The organism is Kurthia huakuii LAM0618, from assembly GCF_000505545.1.
Lineage (GTDB): Bacteria > Bacillota > Bacilli > Bacillales_A > Planococcaceae > Kurthia > Kurthia huakuii.
Genome location: NZ_AYTB01000021.1, coordinates 1 through 15,015 on the forward strand (window position 1 = coordinate 1; position 15,015 = coordinate 15,015).

At 43.2% G+C, this 15,015-nt stretch carries 13 protein-coding genes; 1 reads left to right on the forward strand and 12 read right to left on the reverse strand.

Annotated elements, in window-relative coordinates:
• Positions 1-444: 444 nt before the first annotated feature.
• The 11 genes from lysS to nhaC form a co-directional block, all read right to left on the reverse strand.
• A complete protein-coding gene (gene lysS, locus V514_RS0117085) occupies positions 445-1,926 on the reverse strand; it encodes a lysine--tRNA ligase (protein WP_029501051.1) in 1,482 nt (493 codons plus the stop codon).
• 222 nt (positions 1,927-2,148) lie between these two features.
• Entirely contained in the window at positions 2,149-2,634 is a 486-nt protein-coding gene (folK, locus tag V514_RS0117090; protein ID WP_029501052.1) for a 2-amino-4-hydroxy-6-hydroxymethyldihydropteridine diphosphokinase, read from the reverse strand.
• Positions 2,634-2,999 carry a dihydroneopterin aldolase gene (gene folB, locus V514_RS0117095; RefSeq protein ID WP_029501053.1) on the reverse strand — a complete coding sequence of 122 codons (366 nt, stop codon included), beginning with the start codon at positions 2,997-2,999 and terminating at the stop codon, positions 2,634-2,636. Before folB ends, folK begins: the two co-directional genes overlap by 1 nt.
• A 12-nt stretch (positions 3,000-3,011) precedes the next feature.
• Positions 3,012-3,839, reverse strand: coding sequence for a dihydropteroate synthase (folP, locus tag V514_RS0117100; protein ID WP_029501054.1), 828 nt, complete (start codon positions 3,837-3,839; stop codon positions 3,012-3,014).
• Entirely contained in the window at positions 3,836-4,666 is an 831-nt protein-coding gene (gene pabC / locus V514_RS0117105; protein WP_029501055.1) for an aminodeoxychorismate lyase, read from the reverse strand. Before pabC ends, folP begins: the two co-directional genes overlap by 4 nt.
• Entirely contained in the window at positions 4,667-5,245 is a 579-nt protein-coding gene (pabA, locus tag V514_RS0117110) for an aminodeoxychorismate/anthranilate synthase component II (RefSeq protein ID WP_029501056.1), read from the reverse strand.
• A gap of 4 nt (positions 5,246-5,249) precedes the next feature.
• A complete protein-coding gene (locus V514_RS19415; protein ID WP_035945083.1) occupies positions 5,250-6,641 on the reverse strand; it encodes an anthranilate synthase component I family protein in 1,392 nt (463 codons plus the stop codon).
• A gap of 143 nt (positions 6,642-6,784) precedes the next feature.
• Positions 6,785-7,723, reverse strand: coding sequence for a cysteine synthase A (cysK, locus tag V514_RS0117120; protein ID WP_029501057.1), 939 nt, complete (start codon positions 7,721-7,723; stop codon positions 6,785-6,787).
• A 144-nt stretch (positions 7,724-7,867) separates the two neighbouring features.
• Positions 7,868-9,343, reverse strand: coding sequence for an aldehyde dehydrogenase family protein (locus V514_RS0117125; protein ID WP_152529005.1), 1,476 nt, complete (start codon positions 9,341-9,343; stop codon positions 7,868-7,870).
• 46 nt (positions 9,344-9,389) lie between these two features.
• Positions 9,390-10,751, reverse strand: a complete 1,362-nt coding sequence (locus V514_RS0117130; protein ID WP_029501059.1) for a putrescine aminotransferase — start codon at positions 10,749-10,751, stop codon at positions 9,390-9,392.
• Positions 10,752-10,768: 17 nt separating this feature from the next.
• Positions 10,769-12,238 (reverse strand): Na+/H+ antiporter NhaC, encoded by a 1,470-nt coding sequence (gene nhaC, locus V514_RS0117135; RefSeq protein ID WP_029501060.1) that lies wholly within the window; start codon positions 12,236-12,238, stop codon positions 10,769-10,771.
• A 327-nt stretch (positions 12,239-12,565) separates the two neighbouring features.
• Here nhaC and pdxR point away from each other — a divergent pair, with 327 nt between their 5' ends.
• On the forward strand, positions 12,566-13,948 hold the full coding sequence (pdxR, locus tag V514_RS0117140; protein ID WP_029501061.1) for a MocR-like pyridoxine biosynthesis transcription factor PdxR: 1,383 nt from the start codon (positions 12,566-12,568) through the stop codon (positions 13,946-13,948).
• Between the two features lie 147 nt (positions 13,949-14,095).
• Here the strand turns inward: pdxR and hslO are convergent, their stop codons facing one another.
• A complete protein-coding gene (gene hslO, locus V514_RS0117145; protein ID WP_029501062.1) occupies positions 14,096-14,992 on the reverse strand; it encodes an Hsp33 family molecular chaperone HslO in 897 nt (298 codons plus the stop codon).
• Positions 14,993-15,015 lie beyond the last annotated feature (23 nt).

A 15,015-nucleotide genomic window follows, 5' to 3' on the forward strand; every position in this document is an offset into this window, starting at 1 on the left:
ACATCTTGCTTGTTCAGTTTTCAAGGTTCATGTCGTTGTCGGTAAGTTTCCTTAGCGACTTAATTATTCTAACATAACTTAGTTTTCGTTGTCAAGAACTTTTTTCAAATTCTTTTTTTCGAAGTTTTTATCGTTTTGTTAGCGTCACTTGTTAGCGACTTAAATATTATAACAAGCGGTTTATTTAAAGTCAACAACTTTTTTAAAAATATTTAATTGCTTTATTTCAGCAACTTTATTAGTATACAGCTGCTAGTGAAGTTTTTCAAGTATTAATACTTCGTTTGTGACAAATATTATTCTAATGTAGTTTCGTATTAAATACAAGTCTTAAATCGCCTCATTATTACGCTTATATGAATGACTTTCGCTATTTCAAGTTTCCTCTATGCAAAAAGAAAAGGAGCAAGGTATAAACCTAGCTCCTTTTCTACTATATATAGTTTAGCGTTGGCGCATTAATGGGAATAGTAATACGTCACGGATTGATTGAGCGTTTGTTAATAGCATGATCATACGATCGATACCGATACCTAGACCACCTGTTGGCGGCATACCGTATTCTAATGCTTCTAAGAAGTCCTCATCCATATCATGCGCTTCATCATTACCTTGTTCTTTTTCTACCATTTGCGCTTCGAAACGTTCGCGTTGGTCGATTGGATCATTAAGTTCTGTGAAAGCATTGGCGTGTTCACGACGTACGATGAATAATTCGAAACGGTCTGTGAAACGAGGGTCTTCAGGGTTTTTCTTCGCTAATGGAGAGATTTCCACTGGGTGACCATAAACGAATGTAGGTTGTACTAATGTTTCTTCTACTTTTTGTTCGAAGAATTCATTAATAATGTGACCAACTTCCATTGTATCTTTAATGTCGATGTGGTGTTCTTTCGCAAGAGCTTGTGCTTGTTCTTTCGTCATTTCTTCGAAGAAGTCAATACCTGTAGCTTCTTTAACTGCATCTACCATATGTAGACGTTTCCAACCTTTAGATAAATCGATTACATCGTCGCCATATTGTAATTGAGTTGTACCAATTACTTCTTGTGCTACGTGTACGAATAAATCTTCTGTTAAGTCCATGATATCGTTGTAATCTGCATATGCTTCATATAACTCAAGAAGTGTGAACTCTGGGTTGTGACGCGTCGATACACCTTCGTTACGGAATACGCGGCCGATTTCATATACTTTTTCCATACCACCAACGATTAAACGTTTTAAGTATAGTTCGATTGCGATACGCATGTACATTTGAGCATCTAATGCGTTGTGGTGTGTCACGAATGGACGTGCTGCTGCACCACCAGCTACTGCGTTTAGCATTGGTGTTTCTACTTCTAAGAAACCTTTTGTATTTAAGAATGAACGAATAGCGCCAATGATTTGTGTACGAGTCACAAATGTTTTCATGCTATCGTCGCTTGTGATTAAGTCTAGGTAACGTTGACGGTAACGTTGCTCAACATCTTGTAGACCGTGGAATTTTTCTGGTAATGGGCGTAAACCTTTAGAAAGGAACGTAAATTCAGTTACTTTAACTGTTAACTCACCTACGTGCGTTTTGAATAGGTTCCCTTTAACACCGATAATATCGCCAAGGTCGGCTTTTTTCACGATTTCATAAGGTTCTTCACCGATTGCATCTTTACGTACGTAAATTTGAATTTGTCCACCGAAGTCTTTAATGTTTGCGAAAGTAACTTTACCTTTACGACGTTTTGTCATTACGCGACCTGCTAAAACTACTTCTACAGGGTTTTCTTCTAATTCTTCTTGCGTTGTGTCAGCGTATTGTGTGCGTAAATCACTTGTTAAGTGCGTACGTTCAAAACGGTGACCGAAAGGATCGATGCCTTGTGAACGGATTTCGTCCATTTTATCGCGTCGAACCTGTTGTTGGTCATTGATTTCTTCTGCCACGATTATTTCACTCCTTAGTATTGTTCCAAAAACAGTCCATAATGGATTAATTGTACACAAAAATCCGTACCAATTCATTAGTTCTGCTTAAATTATTTAAAAATCTACCTTTCTATAATAGCAGAAATGTACGAAGTCGCCACTATTCTAAGACAGCTTATGTCCGTTCTAGTTACGACTAACGCGCGCTATCACGCAAAAGCTACGACGTCACACTTTATTTTAAAATGGGCGATAAACGCGTACGCCACCGTCGCCAATTTCTCGAAGATGGTCGCGTACCGTACGTTTTGTCGTCGGCAATGTCGCGTCATCTAGCTCGGCTAATGGCACGAGCACAAATGCACGCTCATGCATACGTGGATGCGGTACGATTAATGTTGCCGTATCGATTGTTTCATCATTGAATAATAAAATATCCAAATCAATCGTCCGAGGACCCCAGCGAACGATACGGACACGCTTTAATTGCTGCTCGATTTGCTGGCATACGTCCAATAGCGGCTGCGGCTTTAGCGTCGTCGTAATTTTCACGACGATATTAAAAAACACATCTTGCTCCTCGTAGCCAACCGGGTCTGTATCATATATAGAAGAAACTGCAATGACATTGATTGCTGCGTGGTCGTTTAATAGCTCAACGGCATGGCGTAATGCCTGTTCCTTATCGCCCATATTCGAGCCGAGCGAAATGTATGCCGTATTCATTAAAAGTCACCTCGCGTAATTTCGACTGCGACCTCACGATAATGGCCTTGAATCGGTGGGTCAGGTTTAATGACTTCAACGCGAATACCCTTCACTGCTGTTGGATATGCCTCGCGCACTGCTGTTGCGATACGCTCCGCTACCGCTTCGATTAATTTATATGGCTTCCCTTCGACGATTTTTTGGCAAATGTCAAAAACATCCGCATAGCTCACCGTATCCGTTAAATCATCGGTTTCTCCAGCGTGCTGTAAATCAACAGCAATTGCGAGCGTCACACGGAAACGCTGACCGAGCACCGTCTCCTGCTCTAGTACGCCGTGGTAGCCGTAAAACGCCATATCTTTAATATGAATATAATCCATGTAGTTCCCTCCTTATTTCAATGCATCCATCATTTTCATCATACGTGCAATCGGCTTCACATCATGCACACGCACCATATGACATCCTTTATCTACACCATAGCAACATGTCGCTGCCGTACCTTCCATACGCTCTTCCTTCGGTAAATCAAGCACGTCGCCAATAACACGTTTGCGCGACGTCGCAAGAAGCACTGGATAGCCCATATCGCATAGCTCCGGCAAACAGCGCATAATTTCTAAATCTTGTGCGCGTGATTTCGCAAAACCAACGCCCGGGTCTAGCCAAATATGTGCATCGGGCACGCCGGCATTTTTGGCAATCGCAATGCTGCGCTCGATATCTGCTTTTGCAGCTGCCCAGAAATCATCGCCGTAATCGTCATTTGTGCGATTATGCATTAAAATAATTGGCACATGAAGCTCAGCTGCCACTTCGGCAATTTTCGGGTCATGCTGTGCACCCCAAATATCATTAATAATATGTACGCCCGCTTCTACCGCAGCGCGCGCCACGTCAGATTTGAACGTATCGACAGACAACAACACATCGACTTCGCGACGAATCGCTTTAATGACCGGTAAAATACGTGCCATTTCCTCCTCAGCAGAAATTGGCGTATGCCCAGGTCGCGTCGATTCACCGCCGATATCGATAATTTTTGCACCATCTGCGACCATTTGCTTCGCATGTGCTACTGCTGTTTCGACCGTATTAAATTGACCACCATCTGAAAATGAATCCGGCGTCACATTTAAAATGCCCATGACGAATGTTTCCTTATGAAAATCGAGTGTATGTCCATCAATCGTTAATGGTTTATAATGCTGTAAGTTCAACGTAAAGACTCCTTTATCGTATCAATATAACGTGCGTGTAGTGCCTGATAAACTGCACCATCGTTCCCGGCGAATGTTTTGTCGCCTAGCGTGCGAATCGGAATCAATTCCTGAATCGACGTCGTAATAAAACATTCATCCGCTGCAAGCAATGCCTCTTTTGTAAATTCACCCTCGACAACATCCGCGAGCTTCATCACTTGCGCACGTGTAATCCCCGGCAGCACACCTGTTGATAGCGCCGGTGTATACATCACGCCATCCGTTACCCAAAAAATATTTGACGTAATGCCTTCTGCGACAAAGCCCGCTTCGTTAACGAAAAAGCCTTCAACAGTCGCAAGCGATGGCACTTCAAAACGCGCGACAATATTATTCGCGTAATGATGTGATTTAAAACGCGTTGCCTGTTCTGGTGAATTACGTACTGTCTCAAGCCAGACCGCATTCTTTTCCGTACCACGCGGCGGAAGCTCAAGCGGCTTGCGGAAGACGATGACAGTCGGCTCATCGTAGCTCGTTTTCGCAAGACCAATGCCCGCCTCTCCAGCAGATACATTGATGCGGAAATAACCATCATCGCCACCGCTACGCACATTTAACTCCATTATAACATCACGTAGTTGCTCTTCTGTGTACGGCAGCGCGATATGATAGGCTGCGAGCGCTTGCTCCATACGCGTAAAATGCTCATGCCATAAAAATGGTACGCCGTCATACGTGCGCAGCGTTTCAAATACGCCAAGTCCATATAAATAGCCGTGGTCAAACGGGGAAATGCGCAAGTCCGCGGCCTTTACATAGTCGCCATTATGAAAACACCACATTTAGACCACCTCCACATACATGTCGATAAAGTTTTGCAAAAGCTGCTTACCACTTTCGGTCATAATCGATTCTGGGTGGAATTGCACGCCCTCAACAGCTAGTTCTTTATGACGCAAACCCATAATTTCGCCTTCCGCTGTCCACGCTGTAATTTCAAGGCATTCTGGTAATGTCTCTCGCGCCACAATCAATGAATGATATCGCGTCGCTGTGTACGGATTGGCCAGCCCTTTATGTACCCCTTTATCGGCATGTAAAATCGGGGATGTTTTGCCGTGCATTAAACGCTCCGCACGCACGACATCGCCGCCAAACACTTGCGCGAGCGCCTGATGCCCTAAGCACACGCCAAAAATCGGAATGCGTCCCGCAAAATGCTTGATGACTTCTAAGCTAATGCCCGCTTCATTTGGCGTACATGGTCCCGGTGATACGACAATCATTTGCGGTGCGAGTGCTTCAATGTCTTGCAGTGTTAGCGCATCATTACGCACAACGCGTAACTCCTGTCCAAGCTCGCCAAAATATTGTACTAAGTTGTATGTGAATGAATCATAATTATCTATCATTAAAATCATTGCGCTACGCCTCCGCCATTTGTTTTGCTTGCCACATTGCTTTTGCTTTATTGAGTGACTCAATATATTCGCGCTCCGGTACCGAATCAATAACGATGCCCGCACCCGCTTGAATATACGCCACTTGTTGTTGAATATACGCTGTACGAATGACAATATTCATATCAAAATCACCATTGAAGCCAAGCCAGCCGATTGAGCCCGTATAAAGACCACGGCGCACCGGCTCTAGCTCCTCAATAATTTCCATCGTGCGAATTTTTGGTGCACCCGTAATCGTGCCGCCTGGGAATACCGCGCGAATCATATCCGCATTCGTTTGATCCTTGCGTGCAGTACCGCGCACATTCGACACGATATGCTGTACGTGTGAATATTTTTCAATGACCATAAATTCATCGACATGCACCGAGCCGTATTCAGCAACGCGTCCTAAATCATTGCGCTCTAAATCAACGAGCATGACGTGTTCTGCGCGCTCTTTTTCATTGTCGATTAATTCCTGCGCAAGCGCTAAATCTTCGGCATCATCAACACCGCGCGGACGCGTCCCTGCAATCGGACGCGTCGATAAACCGTCACCTGATTTTTGAATTAATAATTCAGGTGAGCCCGATGCGACCGCAAATGTTGGCGACGCAATGTAGGACATATACGGCGACGGATTAAATGTACGTAGTGCCTCGTAAACATCAATCGGTGGCATCTCAAGCTTTTCCTCTTGGCGCACCGATAAATTGACTTGGAACACATCCCCTGCCGCGATATAGTCCTGAATACGTGATACAGCCGCTTCAAACTGTGTGCCTGACATCGATTTTAGACGACGGTTGTCCATCTCTACAGCTAACGCGTCCGTTTGATTAAATTTTCGCACAGCAAGTCCCGCTGTTGCGGCTTGTTCGTAAGCGCGTGCTGCTTGCTCGACATCAACATCACTTATTTCAAGCTTCATGACGCGCGCCGTATTCGTTTTGACATCAAAAACCGTCCAGTGGTCAACAATATAAAAGAAAATGTCCGGTACGTGTAAATCATCGACTGCGATATCCGGAATCGCTTCGATTTTTCGTACATAATCATACGTAATAAAGCCCACCGCACCTCCATAAAAATAATCATGTGGACAATCTGTGCGATACGTCGCCACAACATCCTCGGCAAGCTGTAACGCTTCACCTTGACGCTGTTCTACGCGCCCATCACGCCACGTAATCTCAATGCCATCTTCGACTGCTTGAACGATGGCTAATGGATTCCATGCTGCGATGGATTGCTTGCCCCCACGTCCACTTTCTAAAAAAATATGATGTGCTAGATGCGCTGTTTGGTTTTTATATCCGTAAAAAAAGGCATCTGGTGTTAATGAAAATGAGTTCGACTGTATAATTTTCAAGTCTAGCTACCTCCAACATGTTCTCTGTCTTTTTTGTTACCTACGAGCATCATATAACATAAGTTGTGCCTATGAACACTCTTTTCCACAAAAAAAGGAATCGCATAAAAACGCGATTCCTTTGCTTCGAACATTCTATTAAACTAGTCGTCGAAGTGATATAGTGGCGTTGATAAGTAACGTTCGCCGTTAGAAGGAAGAACAGCGACAACATTTTTACCTTTACCTAATTGTTTAGCTGTTTCAACAGCAGCCCAAATCGCAGCACCTGAAGAAATACCACCTAAGATGCCTTCTTCTTTTGCGATTTTACGAGATGTTTCAAATGCATCATCATTTTCAACACCGATTACTGAATCGTAAATAGCTGTATCTAAAGTAGCTGGTACGAAACCTGCGCCAATACCTTGGATTTTGTGAGGGCCTGGTTTACCGCCTTCAAGCACTGGCGAATCTTTTGGTTCAACAGCGATGATTTTAACGTCAGCAAAGTTTTCTTTTAACGCTTTACCAACACCTGAAACCGTACCACCTGTACCAACACCTGCGATAAAGGCATCTACTTGAAGTTCTGCTTCTTTAAATGCTTTCACAAGTTCTTGACCCGTTGTTTCGTAATGCATAACAGCGTTCACTGGGTTTTCGAATTGTTGTGGTAAGAACCAACCTTTTTCTTTAGAAAGCTCTTCCGCTTTTGCGATAGCGCCTTTCATACCATCCGCGCCTGGCGTTAAAATTAATTCAGCACCATAAGCGCGTAATAGGTTACGACGTTCTAAAGACATTGTGTCAGGCATAACGATGACTGATTTGTAGCCTTTTGCTGCAGCGATCATCGCAAGACCGATACCAGTGTTACCTGATGTTGGTTCGATTAATGTGCTGCCTTCTTTTAAAATACCGTCTTGTTCTGCTTTTTCAACCATTGCTAATGCTAAACGGTCTTTTACAGAAGAGCCTGGGTTCATGTATTCTAATTTTACATATACGTTTGCGTCGTTAGGGCCTGTAGCGTGATTTAATTTTACTACTGGTGTGTTACCAACTAAGTCGGCAACTGAATTTGCGATTTGGTATGTCATAATATTTTCCTCTCCTAATTCCTAGTAATTTTATATGGTTTAATTCTACTCTCGCCGTTTCAGAAAGTCAACGAAAAAACACACAATACTTTTTAGAATATTGTGTGTTTTTACATAATTCACTTTTCGTGTAAAAGGATGTCATTAGTCAGCTGGGAACCAACCATTCGGCTCTACCGATAGACGGATGTTGATTTGCTTCACTTCTTGGAACTCTTCAAGGCTATATTTACCTAAGCTACGACCGATACCTGACTGCTTGTAACCGCCCCACGGAGCTTCAACATATGTCGGATGGTAGTCGTTCACCCATGTAATCCCTGCGCGTACTTTTTTAATAACACGCAATGCTTTCGCGCCATCTCCAGAGAATACACCCCCTGCAAGGCCATACTCCGTATCATTGGCTAAGCGAATCGCCTCTTGTTCCGTTGAGAATTTTTGAATCGTCACGACCGGACCAAAAATCTCCTCTCGCACAATACGCATATCCGGCGTACAGTCTGCGAACACCGTCGGCTCGATAAAGAATCCTTTATCAAGACCGTTGTCGACTACGCGCTTCCCGCCTGCTACAAGACGCGCGCCTTCCGATTTCCCAATCTCGATATATTCTAAAATACGATGCAGCTGTTTATCGCTAACGATAGCGCCCATATTCGATGCTGGATCTAAACCAGGTCCTACGTTAATTAATTGAGCGCGTTCTGCAAAACGCTCCACATAGCGATCATAAATACTTTCTTCTACTAGAATGCGGCTCCCTGCAGAGCACACTTGGCCTGAGCCAAAGAAGATACCGAATAGACCGTAATCAACCGCTGTTTCTAAATCTGCATCCGCAAAGACGATATTCGGTGACTTACCACCTAATTCAAGTGAAATCTTTTTCAAGTTGCCAGAAGCGGCCTTCATAATTTCGCGACCTACTGCTGTACTGCCCGTAAACGATACCATATCAACATCATGGCTCTCTGAAATTGTCTGTCCGACCGTTGGACCGTCGCCGACAACCATATTTGCCACGCCATGCGGTACGCCCGCTTCCTCGATGATTTCGAATAAACGCTGTGCATTCATCGGCGTCACTTCTGAAGGTTTATAGACGATTGAATTCCCTGCTGCCAGTGCTGGAGCGATTTTCCATACAGACATCAGAATTGGGAAGTTCCACGGTACAATTAATCCCGCAACCCCAACCGGCTCTTTCACGACCATCGCTTGTACATTGTCCGGTACGTGATACGTTTCGCCATCTGGGTGCATAATAATGCCCGCGTAATAACGGAAGCAAGTGGCCGCATCAGCTACATCAAACTCGGCTTCGGCTAAAATTTTACCATTATCGATTGTCTCTGCTTTTGCTAGCTCATCTGCTTCAGCTTCGATTAAATCAGCAATTTTCAACAGGACAGCTGCGCGCTCATGTGTTGTCGCATCAGCCCATACACCGCTATCAAATGCTTTACGTGCGGCATCAATCGCACGCTCCGTATCTTCTTTCGTTGAAAAAGCAATTTTCCCAATCACTTCACCGTTCGCTGGATTTACTACATCTTCCACACGGTCTGATGAAGGCGCCTGCCATTCACCATTAATATAGTTCTTTAATGTTTTCACTGCTTGCGTTGCTTCCATTATTGTCATCCCCTTTTCATATGAGTCGTTATTTTACTAATGCTGTGTCCAACTTTTCTGCTAATACTTTTTTGAATGTCGCGATTACTTGATCCGCTTCTTCATATGAAATTGTTAGTGGTGGCTCGATACGAATTGTTTTCGAGTTGATTAATGTACCTGCTACAAGCACGCCTTCATCAAACATGCCTTTTGATACTTCATAACCGATTTCATCTGAGTGGAATTCGATACCAATCATTAAACCGATACCACGGATTTCTAACACTTTATTGTCATGCTCAACTGCTGCTTCGCGAAGACCTTTTAACATGTATTCGCCCACTTCAGCGGCGCGTGCCGGTAGTTCGTCCTCGATTAAGACGCTAATTGTCGCAAGCGCTGCAGCACAAGCAAGTGGATTTCCACCAAATGTTGTTGTATGCATGAATGGATTGTCGAATAATACAGAGAATACTTTTTCATTGCCGACAACTGCACCTGCTGGCATAATACCGCCACCGAATGCTTTTGCTAAAGCTAAAAGGTCTGGTGTTACGCCGAATAATTCCGATGCGAACATCGCGCCTGTACGCCCCATACCTGTTTGTACTTCATCAAAGATTAATAATGCGCCGAACTCGTCACATAAATCGCGTACACCTTGTAAATATTCGCGCGTTGGGATGATGATACCACCCTCACCTTGGATTGGCTCTAAAATAACTGCCGCTACATCGTCGCCTGTCGCTTGGCACGCTTCAAATGTTTTACGCATATAATCTAAATCACCATATGGCACGTGGCGGAAGCCTGGGATTAACGGTTGGAATGGCTTACGGAATACGCCTTTTGCCGTACTAGATAATGAACCTAAACTTTTACCGTGGAATGCTTTTGTTGCTGCGATAAATGTTGAACGCTCTGTATGATACATTTTCGCAATTTTCAGCGCACATTCTACTGATTCTGTCCCACTGTTTGTGAAAAATGAGTATTTTAAATCACCCGGTGTAATGTCCGCTAACACTTTACCGAGCATACCGCGTAGTGGATCTAGTAAATCTTGTGAATGTAGTGCTTGGTGTTGCAGTTGGTCTGTTACCGCTTTTACGACTTTCGGGTTACGGTGACCGACGTTGTAAATACCGAAGCCGCCTAAGCAGTCGATATATTCTTTGCCGTTGACATCTTTAAAGTGAGAACCTTCATCTGACCACTCAACTGCGGCGAATTGGTTATCAACGGTTACGGTTTTACGGTACTCTAAAAAACCTGGGTTAATGTTTTCGCGGAAGCCATTGACCGTTTCTTCCGTAATCCACTTTGCATCCTCTGGCGTTAATTCTTTCTTTTCTACTAAGCTTAAAACTTCGTTAATATAATTAGCTACTTGTTGGTTTTTTGTCATGATAATTCGTCTCCTTTTTAGTCGAAATCAACTTTATTATTTAAAGCATATGGATTTTGCTGTTTTTCTTCTGGTGGCTCTTCATCGTCATGTGCATGAATTTCGTCGTAATTGTCGAGCTTCGCAATTTTAATATCGAAGAAACCGAAAATAACGGCAATGATTGGGCTAATGATACAAAGGAAAGCGTAAGGTGCATATTGAATTGTTGCAACGCCAAGTGTAGCCGCCATAAACGCTCCGCACGTATTCCACGGTACGAGTGGGGAGGTCATTGTTCCAGCATCCTCGATTGTTCGGGACAATGCCTTTGGATGTAACCCACGTTTCTTATACGCTGAAAGATACATGCGGCCCGGTAATAAGATTGAAAGATATTGGTCGCAGGCAATGACATTTGCTGAAATACACGTCACTACCGTCGTAGCAATCAAACTACCTGTCGACTTTGCGAACTTCAGCAAGCTCGCCACTAGCGTTTCCAAAATGCCTGTGCTTTCTAAAATCCCGCCCAAGCTCATCGCAAGCATGACAAGGCTTACGGTATACATCATCGCTTCAATGCCACCATTGTTTAGTAAGTTGCTAATGATTTCATTGTTTGACTCTTGCGTATAACCCGATACCATCATCGCCAGCACTTCTTTTATAGAAGCTCCTTGTACGGTAACAGCCATTACAAGACCTAAAATCGAACCGATTAACAAGCCAGGAATTGCTGGCATTTTCAACGCAATTAATACGAGGACAACGACTGGCACGAGCAGTAACCACGGTGAAATGGTAAACAAATTATTTAAATCGTGTTGCAATGTTGCAATCGTATCGGCGCTACCACCTTTACTATTTTGCGTCCATCCTAAGAAGAAGAACAACACAATCGAGATGACCCACGCCGGCAATGTCGTAAACATCATGTTGCGAATGTGATCGAACAATTCAACTCCGGTAATACCCGGAGACATATTTGTCGTTTCAGATAGAGGGGACAATTTATCGCCAAAGTAACAGCCCGAGATAACTGCACCAGCAACCATCGCTGGATTGTAGCCAAATACAGTGCCGATACCCATAACCGCAATACCGATTGTACCGGCCGCTGTCCAAGCATTTCCTGAAGCAACGGCGACAACACTACAAATCACAATGGCAAGCGGTAAAAACAGTCCTTGTGATAAAAATTCAACTCCGTAATAAATCATCGTAGGGACAATTCCAGCTGCTAACCATGTTGAGATTAGCGTCCCTAAGATGATTAAAATGAGCAGCGCTTGTAGAGAAAGTGAAATACCTTTGACAATCCCTTGCTCTAATTCTCTCCAAGAAAAACCTAAGTATAATGCGACCAAACTTGCTACGACCGCACTAATCATAATCGGTATATGCGGGTCAGCTCCATAAACGAAGATTCCTACAAATAACACGATAACCATAGTGATAATGGGTATTAGAGCAATACCCACTGTTGGCTCTCTTTTTTCTCGCATTCCCAAGCGAAGTCCCCTCCTTCAATGTCCTCTTTATTTACGATGTGTTTGATATACAACGAACGCTGTGTCTTAAAACCCCCTTTTGGTAAACCCTGTTTATTTTTCAGAAAAGTAAGATTATGGTATAATGACTCCGAGTCATTTTTAGCGCAAAAAAAATTGCATCAACATTGAAATTGTTTTAAATTCTCGTTAACACCTTTTTCCGCTACAAATAATCTTATTTTTCTAACTATACTGAAATTATGCCGATTTATTCCGCAAAAGAAAAGAACCACTTTTTAAAAAAAATAAGAACCAGTTTCTAAAAGGGAGTTGTGTCGCATGATTCTTCAACATAAAAAATATAAATACCAACTTGTATACGACCGCATCAAAGAACAAATCTTATCAGGAAACTATCAGCCTCATGAAAAACTATTATCAAAGCGTAAAATTTCCGAGCAATTTAATGTCAGCATTAATTCTGTCATCGTCGCACTCGATCAATTAATCGTTGAAGGCTATCTTTATAGCTTGGAACGCAAAGGATATTTTGTTGAAGATATTACACGTTATGACAATGACAAGCAGGAATGGAGCGGACTGCCAGAAGAATTAAAAGAGCACCCAGAAAAACGTAGCCACATCACGTCATTTTCACACATGACAACGAATTTAAAACGGTTCCCATACAATGAATGGGCGAAATGTGAGCAAAAAGCCTTTTATGAATTCCGCGATGACTTGGCACATCTGTCGCATCAACAAGGGCCTTATGCGGTGCGCCAAACGCTGGCGAAGCACTTGAATTTCAAGCGTGGTGTCCGCTGCGAGCCTGAGCAAATTATTTTTCATTCATCGAGCCAAGGTTTGATGAGTCAGTTGCTGACACTTTTTGATGCGGCGACTATTGCACTCGAAAACCCCGGTTATGCGCGCTATCAAACATTAATTGAACAACAGCGCTGGCATATGCTACCGGTGCCACTTGATGAGCACGGCCTCGATATTCATAGTGTAACCGACGATGTAAAGTTGCTCTATACAACGCCGGCACATCAGTTTCCAACGGGCGTCATTATGCCGATATCACGCCGCTTCGAACTACTTAATTGGGTCAATGTGCCACAGGAGCGTTACATTATCGAGGATGATTATGATAGTGAATACAAGTATGAAACGGCGCATATCCCGTCGCTCCAAAGCCTCGACCGTAGCCGTCGTACCGTCTACATGGGGACGTTTTCTAAAACGCTGTTCCCAGGCATTCGCATCAGCTATATGGTGTTGCCGCCAGAGCTCTTAAAACGCTATAAAGAACGGTTTTCACATCTGTTATCATCGTGTAATACGCTCAATTTATATACGTTGCACTATTTTATTAAAGACGGTTATTATCAAAAACATGTCACAACGATGGCTGCGCACTTCGATGAAATCCGCCGAAAACTTATCGCTGAACTACAGCGTGTTTTTTCGAAAAAATTAACGCTTGTCGATGTCCCAGCTGGGCTTCATTTTATTATTCGCTATGAGACGACGGCCACCTATGACGCGATTTTGACGCGTGCAGCGCAGGAAAATCTCGAACTCTTTAGCATCAAACGCTTTTATTTAGCGCCACTTGATGACGACCGGTGCCAATTTATTATCGGCTTTGCGAATTTACAATTGGCCGAAATCCCGCGTGCTGTTCAAAAATTAAAAGTCGTTTTAACCATTTAAAAAAGAGGTTAGGACAAAACATGTCATGTTCCTTTTTTAGCGTTCGCAACAAAAAACCGGAACCGCGTCACAGCGCGATTCCGGTTTTTCTTATGCTCATCTGAGATGGTGTTTTTACACATATGTCCCAGACTCTTTACTTTTTCGTTATTTAGATGCTTTTTGAACGCGAATTTCTTCAATCATTCCTGTAAGCTCATCTTCTGAATATTGGTATTTTTCCATACAGAAGTGACATTGTGCTTCAGCGCCATGATCTTCGTCAATCATCGCTTGTAATTCAACTTCACCAACGCCGATTAATGCGTTAGAGAAACGTTCTTTTGAACAGTTACAAGAGAATGATACAGGTTTTGTCCCTAAAAATTCAACGTTGCCTTCACCAAGTACCGCTTCTAAAATTTGTTCTGGCGTGTAGCCTTTTTCAATCATTTTAGAAACCGGTTCGATATTTGATAATGCTTGTTCGATTTGTGTAATCGTGTCATCATCCACACCTGGCATGACTTGTACAATAAAGCCACCTGCCGCAAGAATTGAATCATCTGGGTTTACAAGTACACCTAAACCTACTGCTGATGGTGTTTGTTCTGATTTTGTGAAGTAATAAGCGAAATCTTCACCTAACTCACCTGAAACTAATTCTACTTGTCCTGTGAAGAAGTCACGTAAGCCTGTATCTTTAACAACAGATAATGAACCTTGCGTACCAACCGCACGACGAACATCTAATTTACCTTGTGCATTTAAATCGAAATGTACGTGAGGGTTTACAGCGTAACCACGTACTTCACCTTTTGCATTCGCATCAACGATAATGCCTTTAATATCGCCATCGCCTTGTACTTTAATTGTTAAAAGGTCATCACCTTTTTGCATTGCCCCCATCATCGCAGCGGCCGTCATCGTACGACCTAATGCTGCTGAAGCTGTTGGCCATGTATCATGGCGACGTTGAGCTTCACCTACTGTGTTTGTTGTGCGTACGGCAAATGCACGAACGCTCCCACCAAAGCCTAAAGCTCGAACTAAATAATCTGACATGCTAAAATTCCTCTTTTCTATAA

Coding starts and splice junctions, on each gene's coding strand:
- folK (WP_029501052.1), bottom strand. CDS start 2,634: ATGAATACGGCATACATTTCGCTCGGCTCGAATATGGGCGATAAGGAA.
- folB (WP_029501053.1), bottom strand. CDS start 2,999: ATGGATTATATTCATATTAAAGATATGGCGTTTTACGGCTACCACGGC.
- pabC (WP_029501055.1), bottom strand. CDS start 4,666: ATGTGGTGTTTTCATAATGGCGACTATGTAAAGGCCGCGGACTTGCGC.
- pabA (WP_029501056.1), bottom strand. CDS start 5,245: ATGATTTTAATGATAGATAATTATGATTCATTCACATACAACTTAGTA.
- cysK (WP_029501057.1), bottom strand. CDS start 7,723: ATGACATACCAAATCGCAAATTCAGTTGCCGACTTAGTTGGTAACACA.
- V514_RS0117130 (WP_029501059.1), bottom strand. CDS start 10,751: ATGACAAAAAACCAACAAGTAGCTAATTATATTAACGAAGTTTTAAGC.
- nhaC (WP_029501060.1), bottom strand. CDS start 12,238: ATGCGAGAAAAAAGAGAGCCAACAGTGGGTATTGCTCTAATACCCATT.
- pdxR (WP_029501061.1), top strand. CDS start 12,566: ATGATTCTTCAACATAAAAAATATAAATACCAACTTGTATACGACCGC.
- hslO (WP_029501062.1), bottom strand. CDS start 14,992: ATGTCAGATTATTTAGTTCGAGCTTTAGGCTTTGGTGGGAGCGTTCGT.